Below are 17,593 nucleotides of genomic sequence, written 5' to 3'. Positions count from 1 at the left end.
CCTCCTACAGGAAGTGAATCACGAACGTCGCCTCACTGGAATCCCCTCTCGATTCAACCTGAGCGTCCGACGCTCTAATATTGAGCGCGCTGTCTTTGGAAGGACAGGGTAGCGCTCTGGCCACGATCTATTGCATCGACACATCGGCTCTGATTGGCGCCTGGTACGAACGCTACAAGCCAAAACGTTTCCCGAAACTATGGGATCAGTTCGACAAACTGATTGGTGAAGGTCGGCTTGTGTCATCATTGCTAGTGCAGGTTGAGTGTGCGAAACGCTCGCCCGAGCTGCACGAGTGGCTGAAGGAGCGCGAGCACATGTTCATCGTGCCCGACCAAGCCATCCAGCGGCGTGTCCAACATGTGCTGAACACTTACACTGGCCTGGTCGCCGCCGGCAAAGAGAAGTTCGCGGCTGACAGTTTCGTCATCGCTACGGCCGAGGTCCATGGCTACACTCTCATCACAGAGGAAACCGGCCCCGACAGCCTGCGGAAGATCCCCGGTGTTTGCAACGCCATGGGATTTCCTGGTGCAACCTTATGCAGCTGTTTGATGCCGAAGACTGGATCATTGGCTAGCTGGTATGGCGTGGAAACGCCTTAAGCTCTCCGAGAGAGACAACGCACCCCTGCCCAATCCAGTTGCCGAAGCCGGCGGTTTCGTTATGTCATGCGCGCCCCCGTTAGCAGGGCGTCACCTGAATCTCGACAAACCCTACCCGACGAACTGGCGGGCGAGGATCAGCACGGCGGCGCCGGCCAAAAACATCGCCATAAGCCCGCCGCGCAGCGAGACCAGTCCGGCGACGATCAATGCCGCCCATTCGGCGGGTCCGGCGCCAAGCGCCGCGGGCGCCACCAGCGTCGTCAGCACCGCCGCCGGGACCGCGTTCAACCCGGCCTCGACGCGCGGGTGGATGTTTTCGAAGCGCGAGATCACCAGATGCCCCCCGATGCGGGTCAGATAAGTGGCGATCGCACCGGCGATGATGATCCACAAGGTCGTGCTCATGGCCGCGCCTCCACACCGCTGTGATGCGGCGGCAGGATGACCGCGAGCAGCACGCCGGCCACGGCGCCAATGGAGACGTGCCAGGGCGAGCCCACTGTCTTGTAGGCGATGAGGGAGGCAGCGGCACTTGCGACGACCACCGGCAGCCACAGTGGCCGTTTGCGAAAGCTCATGACCAGTCCGAGAAAATAGATCGGCAGCAGGAAATCGATGCCCAGCGCATGCGTATCGGGAATGAGCGTGCCGAACATCGCGCCGAGCGCGCTTTCGGTTACCCAGAACACATAGACCGGCAGACCAAGCCCCATGTACCAGGCGAAGCCGACCGTCTCGTCGGCCTCCGCCTTACGCTCGGCCACCGCGAACTGCGGATCGGTCAGGATGAAATAGCCGACAGCCTGCTGCACCAGCGGCCAGTGCGCGATGCGCCGGCCGATACCCGCTGAGTAGAGCACATGGCGGAAATTCACGGCGAAGATCGACAGCACGATCAGCCATGGCGCGACATGCTGCCCGAACAATTCGATGCCGACCATCTGGCTGGCGCCGCCGAAGACCATGGCGCTCATCAGGAAGGCTTCGAGCACCGTGAAACCGTTGTCGACGGCGATAGCGCCGAACAGCAGCGCAAACGGCGCCGACGCCACTACGACGGGCATCGAGAGCCGCACGCCTTGCCAAAAATCGCTTTTCGCGCCGTTCTCGGAGATTGCTTCCGCCGACATCGACCACTCCCTCGGGAATGGTCGTATGTAGGGAGCACTGCCTGCCTTGTCACACCAATTCGCTTGAGCCAAACGATCAGCGGAAATGATCACCGAGCCATGTTGCACGTTCATCGGTCCGGAGCTTAGTCCACCGGGACCTTGCCTTCGATCGCCCTGCCCCAGTCGAGCAGCGGCTTGGCCCGCAAGGTGAAATCGACGAGCTCGTCGACCAATGCCGGCCCGTGGATTCCCGCAGGGTCGATTTCGTGCCGGACGGCGAAATGCCGGTTGCGGATGGCCGCCGCGAGATCGGCCTCCGTGACATGCTCGAAGCCGCGTGGCGCTCGCTTCATGCAACCTTCCGCATCAAGTTCGAGACGGTTTTGCTTCAGCGCATTGATCAGCGCCCGGAATTCACCCGGTCGCGTCTTGATCGCGTTGCGCATCGCCAAGAGCAGCGCCGGCCCGGGCTGCCACCAAGCAACGCCGGCAAAGCAGCGCTCAAGTCCGATATGGATGAAAAATACGCCCTGTTCCATCTTGGTGCCGTCAGGCGAAAGGATTGCCGACAGATGCCGGTTGTAGGGTCGTTTGTCCCTGGCGAAACGTACGTCGCGATTGATCCGGAACAGCGACTTCTTGCGATCGCCGCGCAAACCCAGCCCTATCGCCGCGAACCGCTCGGAGAGCGTTTCGACCAGATCGCCGAAGGGGTCGCGCAGCTCGCTTTCGAAGAGATCGCGGTTTTCCAGAAACCACTCCCGGCTCTGATGAAAATCGAGTGCCTTGAGGAAGGGAATGGCCTTTTGGCCGAAACCGTTAAAGGCCACCGTCACGCCTTGCCGATCCGCGCCAACCACGCATCCTCGTCGATCACTTCGATGCCGAGTTCGGTGGCGAGCTTGAGCTTGGAGCCCGCACCTGGTCCGGCAACGACGAGATCGGTCTTCTTCGACACCGAGCCGGCGACCTTGGCGCCGAGCTTTTCGGCCATCGCCTTGGCCTCGTCGCGCGACATCTTTTCCAATGCGCCGGTGAAGACCACTGTCTTGCCGGAGACCGGCGACGACACGCCACCGACCGGCTCCTCGTCGAGCACTGTTACTTCCGACAGCAATGCATCGAGCGCCTGCCGGTTATGGTCTTCGGCGAAGAAATCGACCACCGCCTCGGCAACGATCGAGCCGATGCCGTTGATGCCGTTCAACTCCTGCCAGGCAGCGTTGCCAGGGTCGCCCTTGCCGGCCGGCATGACGGCGTTTTGCCCGGCTTCGCGGAAAGCGGCAAAGGAACGGAAATGGCGGGCCAGCCGCTTGGCGTTGGTCTCGCCGATGTGGCGGATGCCGAGCGCATAGAGGAAGCGCGAGAACTCGACTTGCCGCCGATCGTCGATTGCTGCGAACAGCTTGCGTACCGAGGTCGCGCCGAAACCGTCGACATTCTCGAGCTTGGTCAGCGATGCTGCCTGCCGTGCCTTTAGCGTGAAGATGTCGGCCGGCGAATAGATGCGTAGTGACGGATCCTCGGCATGGAAGAAGAACTCAATCTGCTTCTCACCGAGCCCCTCGATATCAAAACCACCTCGGGACACGAAATGGCGCAGACGCTCGACCGCTTGCGCCGGGCAGATCAATCCGCCGGTGCAGCGCCTGACTGCTTCACCTTCCTCGCGCACGGCGTGGCTGCCGCAGGCCGGGCAAAGCTCTGGGAATGCATATGGCACACTTTCGGGCGGCCGCTTTTCCATGACCACGTCGATGACCTGCGGGATGACATCGCCAGCACGCTGGATGCTCACCGTGTCGCCGATGCGAATGTCGCGGCCTTCGCGGATCGGCTGGCCGTTGTTGCCGATGCCCTTGATATAGTCCTCATTGTGCAGCGTTGCGTTGGTCACCACGACGCCGCCGACCGTCACCGGCACCAGCCGCGCCACCGGGGTCAGCGCGCCGGTGCGGCCGACCTGGATGTCGATGCCGGTCAGGATCGTCGTCGCCTTCTCGGCCGGGAATTTGTGCGCAATCGCCCAGCGCGGCGAGCGTGAGACGAAGCCCAGCCGCTGCTGCAACTCTAGGCTGTTCACCTTGTAGACGACACCGTCGATATCGTAGCCGAGCGTCGCCCGGCTGGATTCGATCAGCCGGTATTGCTCGAGCAGCCCCTCGACGCTGTCGAGCAGTTTCATCAGCGGATTGACCCTGAAGCCAAAGCGCTCGAACGCCGCCACCATACCCATCTGCGTGTCGGCGGGCATGGCGCTCACCGCGCCCCAGGTATAGGCAAAAAACCGCAGCGGCCGGCTGGCTGTGATAGAAGTATCGAGCTGCCGCAACGAGCCTGCCGCCGAGTTGCGCGGATTGGCAAAAACCTGCTTTCCGGCTTCGGCATTGCGGCGATTGAGTTCGGCGAAATCGGTGAGGCGCATATAGACCTCGCCCCGCACTTCCAATACTTCGGGAAAGTCCCCCGAAAGCACATTGGGAATCTCGGCGATGGTGCGGGCGTTGGCCGTCACATCCTCGCCGACCTGGCCGTTGCCGCGCGTTGCCGCCGTCACCAGCCGTCCGGCCTCGTAGCGCAGCGACAGCGACAGACCATCGATCTTCGGCTCGGCCGTCATCGCCAGCGGCGCGTCGGCGCCGAGCCTGAGGAAGCGGCGAATGCGGCCGACGAAATCGATCACATCCGCGTCGGCAAAAGCGTTGTCGAGCGACAGCATCGGAACGGCATGGACGATCTTGCGGAATTTCTCCGAAACCGCCGCACCGACTTTGCGGGACGGCGAATCCTCGCGCACGAGGGCGGGAAACCGCTGTTCGATGGCGAGGTTGCGCCGCCGCAGCGCGTCGTAGGCCGCGTCCGAAATCGTCGGCGCGTCCTCGGCGTGGTAACGCTGGTCGTGAGCGGCGATTTCCTCGGCCAGCCGCTTCAGCTCGCTGGCTGCTTCACTTTCGCTGAGCGTATCGACTGGTTTATCGGACATGCACTGCTCCTCGACGCTTGACCCCGAAGACCGGAACGATTTTCGGGGTCATGCGCAAAAATCAACTTGCTTCAGCGTCCCGCGTTCGAAAGGACGCGCGGCGCAGCAGCGGTGGCGCGTCACAATAGATCAGGATTTTGAGAAAATCATTCCTGAGCAGCAGCATGGAGCCACATCCTGACTCGACCCACATCGCCGAGCATGAGCTCCGCTATGCCGCGGTTGTGTTCTCTCGCAGCAGCCGCTCGGCCGCCGCGCGTGCCTCGTCGGTGATGGTCGCTCCGGCCAGCATCCGCGCGATCTCTTCCTGCCGCGCCGCCCGGTCCATCTCAGCGATGCCGGTGGCGACGCGATCGGCGCTGCCGGATTTCGAGATCAGGAAATGCGTCGCCGCGCGTGCCGCCACTTGCGGCGCGTGCGTAACCGAAAGCACCTGCACACGCTTCGACAGCCGCGCCAACCTTTGGCCAATGGCGTCCGCCACCGCACCGCCAACGCCGGTGTCGATTTCATCGAAGACCAAGGTCGGCGCCGAGCCGCGGTCGGCCAGCGCCACCTTCAGCGCCAGCAGGAACCGCGAAAGTTCGCCACCGGAGGCGACTTTCATCATCGGGCCCGGTCTTGTGCCGGGATTGGTGCGCACCCAGAACTCAACCTGGTCGATGCCGTCTTCCATGCGGCTCTCGGCCTCACTTGCCATCTCGACGATGAACGCGGCCCGTTCGAGCTTCAGGGCCGGCAGTTCGGCCATCACCGCCTTGGTCAATCCGACCGCCGCCGCATGGCGAAGCGACGAAAGCTGTGCCGCGGAAATGTCGTAGGTCTCGCGCGCGGCGGCGGCTTGCTTCTCCAGCCCGTGCAGGCGCTCCTCGCCGGCATCGAGATCGACAAGGTCGGCGGCCATCGTGTCGCGCAATTGCGCCAGATCGTCGACCGCCACACTGTGCTTGCGTGAGGCGGCGCGCAGCGAAAACAGCCGCTCCTCGGCCTGTTCCAGCCGCCGCGGATCGTATTCGGTGGCGCGAAGCGCCGCTTCCACGCCCGATTGCGCCGCGTCGAGCGACAGCATCGCCTCATCGAGCGATTTGACCACATCGTCGAGCAGGCCGGGCACCTCGGTCACCTTGCGCTGCAGCCGCCGCAACAGGCTGGCGAGTTGCGGCAAGGGCGAGGACGGGCCCGAGAGCACATCCTGCGCATCGTGGATTTCCGAGGCGATTTTCTCCGCCCTCATCATTGAGGCGCGCAATTCGGCAAGGTCGGCTTCCTCGCCGGGCTGGGGATCGAGCTTCGCCAATTCGGCGACCGCGGCGCGCAGATAGTCGGCCTCGCGGGCCGCCGCCTCCACCTTGGCGCGATGTCGCGAAAGTTCGTGTTCGCAGGCCCGCCAGTGCCGCCATGCCTCGCCGGTCGCCCGCACAGCACCAAGATGACCGCCGAAGCTGTCCAGTAATTCGCGATGGGCGCCGGGATCGACCAGGGCACGCTCGTCATGCTGGCCGTGGATCTCAACCAGCGCGTGACCGACGTCGCGCATCAGTGTCACGCTGGACGGCTGGTCGTTGACGAAGACGCGGGTGCGGCCATCCGCCGTCTGCACGCGGCGCAGAATGATGTCGCCATCGTCCTCGATAGCGTTGTCGGCAAGCAGCATGCGGGCAGGATGGTTGCGCGGCACATCGAACACGGCGATGACCTGGCCCTGTGCCACGCCATGCCGCACCAGCGAGGCGTCACCGCGGGCGCCAAGGGCCAGCGACAGCGCGTCGAGCAGGATGGATTTTCCAGCCCCGGTTTCGCCGGTCAGAACCGAAAGACCGGACGAGAAGTCGATGTCCAGCTTCTCGATCAGAACGATATCACGGATCGACAGTCTGGAAAGCATGGTGGCGCGCCGCTCAGGCGCCGGTGATCAGCTTCCCGGCCTTGGCGATCCACGAGCCCGCATTCTCGCGCGGCTCGAGCCCACCAGTCTGCAGGAGCTTGTAGGAATCCTTGTACCACACGCTGTCGGGATAGTTGGTGCCGAGCACAGCCGCGGCAGTCTGCGCTTCCGATGTCAGCCCCATCGCATAATAGGTTTCGGTAAGGCGCGCGAGCGCTTCCTCGACATGACGCGTGTTGGAATAGGTCTCCACCACGAGGCGGAACCGCTTGACAGCGGCGATATATTCACGGCGCTCGAGATAGTAGCGGCCGATCTGCATCTCCTTGCCGGCGAGCTGGTCATTGGCGAAGCGGATCTTTTCCTTGGCGTCGTCGACATATTCGGAATCGGGCCAGCGCGTCACCAGATCCTGCATCGTCTGCACAGTCTGGCGCGCTTCCTTCTGGTCCTGGGTGACATCCCTGATTTGCCGGTAGTAGCTCAGCCCGATGATGTACTGGGCATAGGCAGCGTCGTCGGTCGACGGATAGAGCGTGAGATAGCGCTTGGCCGAACCGATCGCCTCGGTATAGTTGCCCTGGCGATAGTCGGCAAAGGCGCCCATCACCATCGATTTGCGGGCGTATTCCGAATAGGGATGCTGGCGGTCGACCGCACTGAATTTGCGGCTCGCCTCCTGCAGGCGCCCGGCATTCAGATTGGCGAGGCCCTGATTGTAGAGAACGTCGGCCGGCTCAGTCTGTTCGACATAGGTCGACAGGTCGACATCCTTCTCGGACGACATGCAGGCCGACAGGAACAGCGATGGAACAAGCACCGAAAGCGCCAGGAAAACAGCCCGATGCGGCGCTTTCGATTGACCAATTCGCTTGAAGAACATGATTGGATTCCGCCCTTTCGGCGTCATTTCAGTCGACATTTCGCCCTGGGGCAGCAGGCATAACCATAATCGCCGTGCCCGGCAACGCTATCTCCGGCCAATCGCGCATTTTTGTGGCAGCCTGGCGCAGCCCGCACACTTGCGAGATTTCGCCGGCCAATGGTGCATTCATGCAACACAGGCCGGCGGCCATAAAACCCGAAAAACTTTAAGAATCAGATCATCCAGGGCGCGTAAACAGGCGCATAGACGGCGCTCATCTCGGCGGTACGACCGCGCTCGCGGCGTGTCGTCTCGACGATCTCGAACGCCGAACGGTCCGACAAAAGGCGGCGCAGCGCTGCCGCATTCAGCCTGTGGCCGCCGCGATAGGAACGAAAGCAACCAATGAACCGGGCGCCGGCCAACGCCAGATCACCCATGGCGTCCATTGTCTTGTGGCGCACGAACTCGTTGGGATAGCGCAAGCCTCCCATGTTGATCACGCGGTTGTCGTCGCCGATCACCAGGGAGTTTTCCAGCGAAGAGCCGAGCGCATAGCCAGCTGCCCACAGCCGCTCGACGTCCTTCATGAAACCGAAGGTACGGGCCCGCGCGATATCGCGGCGGAAAATGTCGGCGTTCATGTCGGATGCGAAAAGCTGACGGCCTATCGCAGGGCTTTCGAAATCGATCTCGATTTCGAAGCGCGTGCCGTCATAGGGCCTAAACTCCGCCCAGGAGGCACCGTTCTCGATGCGAACCGGCTTGACCAACCGGATATAGCGGCGCTTGACCGGCAGCGTATCGATGCCCGCCTGGTCGATGGCCTCCACGAACGCCATGGCGCTGCCGTCAAGGATCGGAACCTCATGGCCGTCGATCTCGATGACGACATTATCGATGCCGAGCCCGAATAGCGTGGCCATCAGGTGTTCGACTGTGGCGATATGCTCGCCTGCCGGATCGCCGAGCATGGTGCAGAGATCGGTGGCGCCGACCTCGGAAACGAGCGCACGGAACTCCCGGTCCTCGCTTCCATTCGAAAGCTGGAACACGACACCCGTATCAGCGTCCGCCGGCAGGAAATGAACGGTAACGGAATTGCCGCTGTGAACGCCGGTGCCGGTCAGCGTCGCGCGCGATTTAAGTGTCGTCTGATAGTCGTGCAAAACAAACCCCATAGCCCAAACCGCCTACGTCCGCTTCATTAGCCCAAGGGCGCGGCTCTTTGATCGGCAGGCAGGGCCACTTCCCCGAATCCCAGCAAACCGAATTGATCGCGGCGAAGATAGTGGTCCAGCAGGAAGTCTCCAAATCACGGTTTCTTACTCTCTGTAACCGCAATCCGAAGCGGATACGGTCTCGTAACTCCCTGTTTTACAAGCGCTTTTAACATCAACAGGCAAACAATTTCTTGTCTGCCTGTTAACAACTGTTACGGACCGTTAACAGGTCAGTTGGCCTGGCGGCGCAGGAATGCCGGAATCTCCAGCTGATCGTCTTCCTGGACAGCCCTGCTCTGCGGCGTCAGCCGGCCCTGGTCGTCCAACTGGCCGCGGCGTGGCGCGTAAAGCTGCGGATCCTGGCTGGCAAGGCGGCGCACTTCGGGTGCCGCCTGGCGCAGTTTCGGCTCGCGCGGCTGCGCCGGCTGCAGCCGTGCGGGCTCTTCTTCGCGGCGGGTAAGGCCGTTCGTCAGGCGCTTGAGCAGTCCCATCGGGCCGCTGTTCTCATGGTCGGCCGGGCGGCCCTTGGCTTCCACTTCGGCTTTCACCACGGGCGGAAAGTCCTCGACGCGCGGCATGCGCTGTGGCGCTGCGGCTGACGGCTGAAGCATTTCACGCTGCGGCGCGGGCTGCATCGCTTGCTGAACCATTGGCTGCACCATCGGCTGCGGCTGGGCCGGCGGCGCCTGGAAGATCTTGCTCTGCGGGCGGAAATCTTCCGCATGGGTAGCCGGCGCGGGACGCGCCATCGCCGCGGCATTCGCCTCGGCGAGCTGGATTGCCTCGGCTACAGGATCGGCGGCGCGTGGCTCGTAGCCTCCCTGCTGGACAGGCGCCGGACGGCTTTCCGTGACCGGAGCGGCCGGGCGGCTGACCGGCTTTGGCGGAGCCGTGCGGATGGCGATCGGCGCGGCGGCGATTTCTGCTGCCGATTTGTCGATGCCGGTAGCAACCACCGAGACGCGGATAACGCCTTCGAGATCCTCGTCGAACGTCGCACCCAGGATGATGTTGGCTTCCTGGTCGACCTCCTCGCGAATGCGGGTCGCGGCTTCGTCGACTTCGAACAGGGTCAGGTCGCGGCCGCCGGTGATCGAGATCAACAGGCCCTTGGCACCCTTCATCGAGGTCTCGTCGAGCAGCGGGTTGGCGATCGCGGCTTCGGCGGCGGCCATGGCGCGGCCCTCGCCGGAAGCTTCGCCGGTCCCCATCATCGCCTTGCCCATCTCGCGCATGACCGAGCGGACGTCGGCGAAGTCGAGGTTGATCAACCCTTCCTTGACCATCAGGTCGGTGATGCAGGCGACGCCGGAATAGAGCACCTGGTCGGCCATGGCGAAAGCGTCGGCGAAGGTCGTCTTGTCATTGGCCAGCCGGAACAGGTTCTGGTTGGGGATGACGATGAGGGTATCGACGCATTTCTGCAATTCCTCGATGCCCAGATCCGCCGTCTTCATGCGGCGCTGGCCTTCGAAATGGAACGGCTTGGTGACGACGCCGACGGTGAGGATCCCCTTCTCACGCGCAGCACGTGCAACAACCGGCGCCGCCCCCGTGCCGGTGCCGCCGCCCATGCCGGCAGTGACGAAGCACATATGGGTGTTGGAGAGATGATCGACGATCTCGTCGATGCATTCCTCCGCCGCCGCGCGCCCGACTTCCGGCTGCGATCCCGCACCCAGGCCCTCGGTGACATGCGCGCCGAGCTGGATCAGGCGGTCCGACTTGGACATGGTCAGCGCCTGCGCGTCGGTATTGGCGACCACGAACTCGACGCCGCGCAAGCCAGCGGTGATCATATTGTTGACGGCATTGCCGCCGCCACCGCCAACACCGAACACGGTGATGCGCGGCTTCAGCTCGGTGATGTCCGGCTTTTGCAGATTGATGGTCATTGTCTCCGTCCTTTGCCTTTCCCGCCGCTTCGCCGCTGCGGCCGCCTATGGGGCTGTCCCCGTCAATTTAAAAACTGTCTCTCAACCACTGACTCATTCGATGCAGTTTTCCGCCTGTTCCAGTCATCCTGAGACCGGAAATTCCTTTCGCCGGATGGCTCTCGAAATTCGCCATCTGCGGATAGATCAGAAGCCCGACCGGCGTCGAGAAAGCCGGCCCCTTGGCCGCCTCCGGCAGGCCCGCCACGCCGAGCGGACGGCCGATGCGCACATTACGTCCGAGAATGCGGCGCGCCGCCTCGGGCAGGCCCGAAAGCTGGCTGGCGCCGCCGGTCAGCACGACGCGCTTGCCGACGGCGTTGCCGTAGCCGGACCTGTTCAGCCGGTCGCGCAACAGTTCGAGCGTCTCGTCGATGCGCGCCCGGATGATGCGCGTCATCACCGAACGCGGTATCTGCAGCGGCACCTCGCCATCCTCGCCGATCGGCTGTATCGAGACCAGGTCGCGGTCGTCGGCACTGCCGGGCAGCGCCGAGCCATGCATCACTTTCAGCCTCTCGGCGGCGTCGAGCGAGGTCGACAGGCCCTTGGCCATATCGAGTGTAACGTGGTTGCCGCCGATGGCGATGGCGTCGCCGTGAACGAACTTGCCTTCCGAAAACACCGAGATCGTCGTGGTGCCGCCGCCCATGTCGATGCAGGCCGCGCCCATTTCGAGTTCGTCGTCGACCAGTGCGGCAAGCCCGCTGGCATAGGGCGTCGCCACCATGCGCTCGACCGAGAGGTGCGAACGGTTGATGCAAAGCTCCAGATTGCGCAACGGTGCCGCATCACCCGTCAGCACGTGCATGTCGACGCCGAGTTGGTCGCCAACCATGCCGCGCGGATCACGCACGCCGCGCTCGGCGTCCAGTGAAAAGCCGACGGGAAGCGAATGGATCACCTCGCGCTCGGCCCGGAGCGCCTGCTTGGCGCCGGCGGCAAGCACGCGTTTGATATCAGCCTCGTCGGCCTCATGGCCACCGAGGTTGATGGTTGCCGAGAAGCTTTCGCTCTTCAGCCGGCCGGCCGTCATGTTGACGATCAGCGAATCGACGGTCAGGCCGGCCATGCGCTCGGCGGCATCGACGGCAAGGCGGATGGCGTGCTCGGCCCTGTCGAGATCGATAACGACACCCGATTTCACGCCTTGCGATTTCTGGTGGCCGATGCCGATCACCTGGATGCGATGCGAGCGCCCGCGCAGCAGCATGCCGTCCTCGCGCGGCTTGAGCTTGGCCACCACGCAGCAGACCTTGCTCGAGCCGACATCCAGCACCGTCATGATGCCGGACCGGCGCGACGAGGCATCGCTGTTGCCGCCAAGCCAGCTCATATCTTCGTCTCCGGCTTGCGCTTCGGCGTTTTCGGCTTTTCCTTGAGTGCGGCCTGACGCTGCGTCGCCGCCTCCGGGGTCAACTGGACGACGAGACGATCGGAAAGGCGCATATCGACGGCGGCGATGTCGCGCGTCAGCAGCCCGTTCTCGCGGTCCATCCTGACCAGATCGGCGATCGCCTGGTCCTCGCCATCCTCGGGAAGCTTGACGGTGATGCCGTTCTCCAGCTTCAGGTCCCAACGCCGTTCGCCGATGCGGATATAGCCCTTGATCCGTGCGGCAAGCTCCGGATATTTCTTGATCCCGGCCAGAAAATCCGGCGCCTTGGCCGGCGCGCCGGTGCCCACAATCAGCGGCAGCAGCGACTGCTTGCCGCCGGAGAATGGCGCGATCACGACGCCAGACTGCTCGATGACGGAAAGCTCGCTGCCCTGCTGCCAGAGCGCAAAAGGCTCACGCTCCTCGATGCGCACCTCCAGCGTGTGCGGATAGACCTTGCGCACCGCGGCAACCTCGACCCAGGGCAGCGTGGCGATGCGGCCCCGCGCGGCTTCGGCATCGAAGCCTATCAGCGACGTCCAGCCATCGAGTTGCATCCTGTCGAGAATATCGATCTCGGAGGTTGAGCGGTTGCCGACGACCTTGATCTGGTCGACGGCAAAGCCGGTGCGGGCGGTGATGCCCTGGACGATACCGTCGACATGTCCGCCGAGGTAGGCGCCATAGGCACCGCCCGACACGAGCAGCGCCGCCGACAGCATGGCTGCGGAAAACGACGGCACCTCGAAATCGCCCTCGCCCAGGCGCGCCAGCACGCGCGCCGGCCGGCGAAGCAGACGCGGCAGCACGAAATGGTCGAACGACAACGACACACCGAACAGCGTCGGCCCGGCCGCGCCCTTTCCCTTGCCCTGTCCCCACTTCAACGCAGACACGAAGCGTCCTCCACCATCCAACTCAACAAATCGCCGAACGAGTGTCCCGCCTGCGCGGCGATTTCAGGCACCAAGGATGTCGGCGTCATGCCCGGCTGAGTGTTGATCTCGAGCCAGACAACTTCGCCGTTCTCGGAGTGTCGATCATCATAACGGAAGTCCGACCGGGAAACGCCCCGGCAGCCGATAGCTTGGTGAGCCTTGAGCGTCAGTGTCTGTATTTTTTGGTAAATATTCGGTGAAATTTTTGCAGGGCATTCGTGTTTTGATCCGCCCGCGACGTATTTTGAATCGTAGTCGTAGAAAGAATGGCCGGTCGGAATGATCTCGCAAACGCCGAGAGCCACGTCGCCCATCACCGCGCAGGTCAATTCCCGCCCGTGCACATAGCGCTCCACCATGACGGTATCGCCATACTTCCAGTCGGACGAACCGATGACCTGCGGCGGATGCGACTGCCCTTCGTGCACGATGACGACGCCGAAGCTCGACCCCTCATTAACCGGTTTGACGACATAGGGCGGCTTCATCGGATGCTTGTTCTGGATGGCGAAGCGATTGACCACCTTCGATTCGGCAACCGGGATGCCGACGGACTTGGCGATCTTCTTGGCTTGCTCTTTGTTCATGGCAAGCGCCGAGCCGAGCACGCCGGAATGGGTGTAGGGGATAGCAAGATATTCGAGGATGCCTTGGATGGTGCCGTCCTCGCCGAAAGGGCCATGCAGCGCATTGAAGGCAACATCAGGCTTGAGCTCAGCCAGCACCGATCCGACATCGCGCGAGACGTCGACGCGAGTGACCTGATAGCCTTCCTTCTCGAGCGCGTCAGCACAGGCTTTCCCCGAAGACAAAGACACGGGCCGCTCGGACGAGAACCCACCCAGAAGGACGGCCACGTGCTTGCTTTTCATTTCCCGTCATTCCTCTCACGGCGGGCCCTTTCACGGCGGGTCTGCATCTCACATGCCCCGGAAAAGGGCCACACACTCAAACGCTCGGAGCAGTCCTGCTCTCATGATTTCCGCAACATCGAGTCCCCGAGTCTCCCGGCAGGTTGCCCCTGACGGAAAAACGCTGGCAACGCGTCGAAACGACTCAAATCAGGAAACGCTTCAGGGCAGAGAATCAGAGAGTTGAATCGCTGGCAAGTCCTTACGATTCCGAGAGATTCACTTTCCGCAAAAACGGCAGCGAAAACTGTGTTGTGAGTCCCTAGAGCAACTGTCCGAGGAATTCCTGGACCTCGTGCCCCGGCCGGAAATTGCCGATGCGCTTGATTTCCCAATGCAGCCGGATGCCCGACCTTTCGAGCACGCGCGCGCGCACCGTCTCGCCAAGGTATTCAAGGTCGTAGCCGGTCGCGGTTCCCGTGTTGATCATGAAGTTGCAATGCATCGGCGACATCTGCGCGCCGCCGATCATCAGCCCCCGACAGCCCGCTCTGTCGATCTCCTTCCAGGCCGAGGTGCCCTCCGGATTCTTGAAGGTCGAGCCGCCGGTCTTTTCCCGGATCGGCTGCACGGTCTCGCGATGATGCTGGACGGCGTCCATCGCCGCCTGGATCGCGGCCTTGTCTGCCAATATCCCTTCGAAGACTGCCGATGTGAAGATCAGCCCGGCAGGTGCTGCCGAATGGCGATAGGCATAGCCCATATCGGCGTTGCTCAGCGTATGCACATTGCCCTTGCGGTCGAGCGCCCGCACCTCGACGACGCGCTCGCGCGTCTCGACGCCATTGGCGCCGGCGTTCATCCTCAGCGCGCCGCCGATAGCACCCGGAATGCCGTGGTAAAATTCAAAGCCGCCTATACCAGCCTGATAGGCGACAGCGGCAAGGCGCTTGTCGGGGGTGGCGGCACCCGCCTTGATTGTGGTCGGCGCAATCACTTCGGCCTCGCCAAAGCCCTTGGCCGAAAGCCGGAGGACGAAACCCGCAATACCGCCGTCGCGGACAAGCAGATTCGAGCCGATGCCGACGATGGTCAGCGGTATCTCTTCGGGCACTGCTCTCAGGAACGCGGCGAGATCGTCCTCGTCGGCCGGCTGGAACAGCGCGTCGGCCAGTCCGCCGGCGCGAAACCAGGTGATCTTGTCCATCTCGGCATTGGGCGTGATGCGGCCGCGCAGGCCGGCAAGCCGGCCGCCAAGCTTGTCGATCAACGCTTGGCCGCGCATCATGAGGCAGTACCGCCGAGTTCCCTGGGCAGCGCGTAGGCCCATTGCGTGATGTTGCCGGCACCGAGGAAGACGATGAAATCGCCTGGTTTCGCCAGATCGCGGATAACCGGCGCAATCGCCGCAGGTCCTTCGATGTAGCGCGCGTCGCGATGGCCGCCGGATCGGATGCGCGACACCAATGCCTCAGACGTCACCCCGTCGATCGGCTCTTCGCCTGCCGCATAGACCGGCGCCACCATCACCGTGTCGGCGTCGTTGAAGCAGACGGAAAACTCGCCGAACAGATCATGCAGCCGGGTGAAGCGGTGCGGCTGGGCAATGGCGATGACGCGGCCCTTGGTGGCGTCGCGCGCCGCCCTCAGCACCGCCGCGATCTCGACCGGATGGTGGCCGTAATCGTCGAATATATCGACCCCGTTCCACGAACCGGTACGGGTAAAGCGCCGCTTGACGCCGGCAAAGGACGACAGGCCCTTCCTGATCGCCTCGGCTGAAAGACCGAGTTCATGCGCGACGGCGATCGCCGCGGTCGCATTGGAGACATTGTGACGGCCGGGCATCGGCAAGCGCAGGCCTGATATCGTCGACTGGCCGCGGGTCTTGCGGTCGCGGATCACCACGTCGAATTCCGAGGTCGGACCGTCCATGCGGTGATTGGTGAAACGCACGTCCGCCTGCGCGTTCTCGCCATAGGTGATGACGCGACGGTCCTCGATGCGGCTGACCAGTGCCTGCACCTCCGGATGGTCGGTGCACATGACGCCGAAGCCGTAGAACGGCACGTTCTCGACGAACTGGCGAAAGGCCTCGCGCACCTTGTCGAAGGAGCCATAATGATCGAGATGCTCGGGATCGATGTTGGTGACGACGGCAATCTCGGCCGGCAGCTTCAGGAAGGTGCCGTCGCTCTCATCGGCTTCGACCACCATCCATTCGCCGTCGCCCATGCGGGCGTTGGTGCCGTACGCATTGATGATGCCGCCATTGATCACGGTCGGATCGAGCCCGCCGGCTTCGAGCAGCGTCGCCACCATCGAGGTCGTCGTCGTCTTGCCATGCGTGCCGCCGATGGCCACTGCCTGCCGGAAGCGCATCAGTTCGGCCAGCATCTCGGCGCGACGGACGATGGGAAGCAGTTTCTCGCGTGCGGCCTTCAGCTCCGGATTGGACTTCTTGATCGCCGTCGAGACGACCACCACTTCGGCATCGCCGATATTATCGGCGTGGTGACCGACAAAGCACTCGATGCCCTTGGCGCGCAGCCGCTGCACATTGGCACTGTCGGCCTGGTCGGACCCTTGCACCTTGTAGCCGAGATTGTGCAGCACCTCGGCGATGCCGCTCATGCCGATACCGCCGATGCCGATGAAATGCACAAGGCCGATCGTCTGCGGCATCTTCATGCGTGCGTCTCCTTCCTGAATTCCGATACGCTTTTCTTCGACGCAATAGCCTCTGTCAGATCGGCGAGCAACCGTGCCGCGTCCGGTTTTCCGGCCGATTTCGCCGCCGCCGCCATTGTGGTCAGCCGCTTCGTATCGTCAATCAACGCGCCGACGAGCGCAGCGATGCGCTCGGGCGAGAGCGAGGATTGCGGATGCACTTCGGCGGCATCTGCCGCTGCCAATGCCGCGGCATTGGCTGCCTGGTCGTGGTCGAGCGCGTGCGGATAGGGCACCAGCAGCGCTGGTCGGCCGATCACCGCGATTTCCGATACGGTCGATGCGCCGGATCGCGACATCACCAGGTGCGCCGCTGCCATGCGCACCGCCATGTCGGTGAAGAAGGGCGATACCTCAGCCTCGACACCAAGGGCGGCATAAGCCGCCTTCACCCGCTCGACATCGTCGGCGCGGGCCTGTTGCGTGATCACCAGCCGCTTGCGTTGTGCGTCGGAAAGCTGTGCTACCGCCGCTGGCATTACGTCGGAAAAGAACTGTGCGCCCTGGCTGCCGCCGAACACCAGAAAGCGGAACGGCTGCTCCCCGGTCGAAATCACATAAGGCGTCTTTGCCGCCTCAAGCACTTGCGGCCTGACCGGGTTGCCTGTCGTCACCGTCTTGACGCCGGCAGCGCTTGAATCTTTCGGCAAGAACCCGCCGGCGATGGCATCGACGCGGCCGGAGAGCGCCCGGTTGGCGCGCCCCATCACCGCGTTCTGCTCGTGGATCAGCGTCGGCACTTTGCGCCGCGTCGCCGCATAGAGCGGCGGCAGCGTCGGATAGCCGCCGAAGCCGACCACGACGGCTGGCTTGATCCGGCCGATCACGGCGGATGCTTGCCGCACGCCCCCCCAGATCTTCCAGAAGGCGGCGAGCACGGCGAAAGGATTCTTGGAGCCTATGGTCGCCGACTGGATCGGATGGATGCCTGCGGCCGGAAACTGGCCGGCAAAGCGCTCGGCACGATCATCGGTGGCGAGATGCACCGTCCAGCCGCGCCTGATCAGCTCGTGCGCCAGCGCTTCGGCCGGGAAGAGATGCCCGCCCGTGCCGCCGGCCGCCAGAAGGATCGAGCCCTTCGACATC

Annotated in this window: 15 protein-coding genes; 1 reads left to right on the top strand and 14 read right to left on the bottom strand. The window is 63.3% G+C overall.

What is annotated here, in order from left to right:
• The first annotated feature begins 80 nt into the window (after positions 1 to 80).
• Positions 81 to 605 carry a DUF4411 family protein gene (locus tag AC0L25_RS07620; protein WP_473594921.1) on the top strand — a complete coding sequence of 175 codons (525 nt, stop codon included), beginning with the start codon at positions 81 to 83 and terminating at the stop codon, positions 603 to 605.
• A gap of 111 nt (positions 606 to 716) precedes the next feature.
• Here AC0L25_RS07620 and AC0L25_RS07615 read toward each other — a convergent pair whose 3' ends face one another.
• From AC0L25_RS07615 to murG, 14 genes are all read right to left on the bottom strand, one after another.
• Entirely contained in the window at positions 717 to 1,013 is a 297-nt protein-coding gene (locus AC0L25_RS07615) for an AzlD family protein (protein ID WP_473594920.1), read from the bottom strand.
• Positions 1,010 to 1,738, bottom strand: a complete 729-nt coding sequence (locus AC0L25_RS07610; protein ID WP_473594919.1) for an AzlC family ABC transporter permease — start codon at positions 1,736 to 1,738, stop codon at positions 1,010 to 1,012. Before AC0L25_RS07610 ends, AC0L25_RS07615 begins: the two co-directional genes overlap by 4 nt.
• A 125-nt stretch (positions 1,739 to 1,863) precedes the next feature.
• On the bottom strand, positions 1,864 to 2,556 hold the full coding sequence (locus tag AC0L25_RS07605) for a DUF2461 domain-containing protein (RefSeq protein WP_473594918.1): 693 nt from the start codon (positions 2,554 to 2,556) through the stop codon (positions 1,864 to 1,866).
• Positions 2,553 to 4,703: an NAD-dependent DNA ligase LigA gene (gene ligA / locus AC0L25_RS07600; RefSeq protein ID WP_473594917.1), complete on the bottom strand. Its 2,151-nt coding sequence runs from the start codon at positions 4,701 to 4,703 to the stop codon at positions 2,553 to 2,555. The genes AC0L25_RS07605 and ligA overlap by 4 nt, the downstream gene beginning before the upstream one ends.
• A 211-nt stretch (positions 4,704 to 4,914) precedes the next feature.
• The gene (gene recN / locus AC0L25_RS07595) at positions 4,915 to 6,588 is read right to left on the bottom strand and encodes a DNA repair protein RecN (RefSeq protein WP_473594916.1); all 1,674 of its coding nucleotides are present in this window, start codon (positions 6,586 to 6,588) and stop codon (positions 4,915 to 4,917) included.
• 13 nt (positions 6,589 to 6,601) lie between these two features.
• A complete protein-coding gene (locus AC0L25_RS07590) occupies positions 6,602 to 7,471 on the bottom strand; it encodes an outer membrane protein assembly factor BamD (RefSeq protein ID WP_473594915.1) in 870 nt (289 codons plus the stop codon).
• Between the two features lie 215 nt (positions 7,472 to 7,686).
• Entirely contained in the window at positions 7,687 to 8,634 is a 948-nt protein-coding gene (gene lpxC, locus AC0L25_RS07585) for a UDP-3-O-acyl-N-acetylglucosamine deacetylase (RefSeq protein ID WP_127316624.1), read from the bottom strand.
• Positions 8,635 to 8,906: 272 nt separating this feature from the next.
• Positions 8,907 to 10,571, bottom strand: a complete 1,665-nt coding sequence (gene ftsZ, locus AC0L25_RS07580; RefSeq protein WP_473594914.1) for a cell division protein FtsZ — start codon at positions 10,569 to 10,571, stop codon at positions 8,907 to 8,909.
• Positions 10,572 to 10,638: 67 nt separating this feature from the next.
• Entirely contained in the window at positions 10,639 to 11,946 is a 1,308-nt protein-coding gene (gene ftsA / locus AC0L25_RS07575; RefSeq protein ID WP_065010306.1) for a cell division protein FtsA, read from the bottom strand.
• Entirely contained in the window at positions 11,943 to 12,884 is a 942-nt protein-coding gene (locus AC0L25_RS07570; RefSeq protein WP_473594913.1) for a cell division protein FtsQ/DivIB, read from the bottom strand. The genes ftsA and AC0L25_RS07570 overlap by 4 nt, the downstream gene beginning before the upstream one ends.
• Positions 12,872 to 13,798, bottom strand: coding sequence for a D-alanine--D-alanine ligase (locus tag AC0L25_RS07565; protein WP_473594912.1), 927 nt, complete (start codon positions 13,796 to 13,798; stop codon positions 12,872 to 12,874). Before AC0L25_RS07565 ends, AC0L25_RS07570 begins: the two co-directional genes overlap by 13 nt.
• Positions 13,799 to 14,099: 301 nt before the next feature.
• Positions 14,100 to 15,065 (bottom strand): UDP-N-acetylmuramate dehydrogenase, encoded by a 966-nt coding sequence (murB, locus tag AC0L25_RS07560; protein WP_473594911.1) that lies wholly within the window; start codon positions 15,063 to 15,065, stop codon positions 14,100 to 14,102.
• Positions 15,062 to 16,468 carry a UDP-N-acetylmuramate--L-alanine ligase gene (gene murC / locus AC0L25_RS07555; protein WP_473594910.1) on the bottom strand — a complete coding sequence of 469 codons (1,407 nt, stop codon included), beginning with the start codon at positions 16,466 to 16,468 and terminating at the stop codon, positions 15,062 to 15,064. Before murC ends, murB begins: the two co-directional genes overlap by 4 nt.
• Positions 16,465 to 17,592: an undecaprenyldiphospho-muramoylpentapeptide beta-N-acetylglucosaminyltransferase gene (gene murG / locus AC0L25_RS07550; protein WP_473594909.1), complete on the bottom strand. Its 1,128-nt coding sequence runs from the start codon at positions 17,590 to 17,592 to the stop codon at positions 16,465 to 16,467. The genes murC and murG overlap by 4 nt, the downstream gene beginning before the upstream one ends.
• Between the last annotated feature and the right edge of the window lies 1 nt (position 17,593).

This window comes from Mesorhizobium sp. WSM4813 (genome assembly GCF_055811555.1).
The sequence above is the reverse complement of the archived record's forward strand: the minus strand, read 5'-3'. Positions and strand labels throughout refer to the sequence as shown.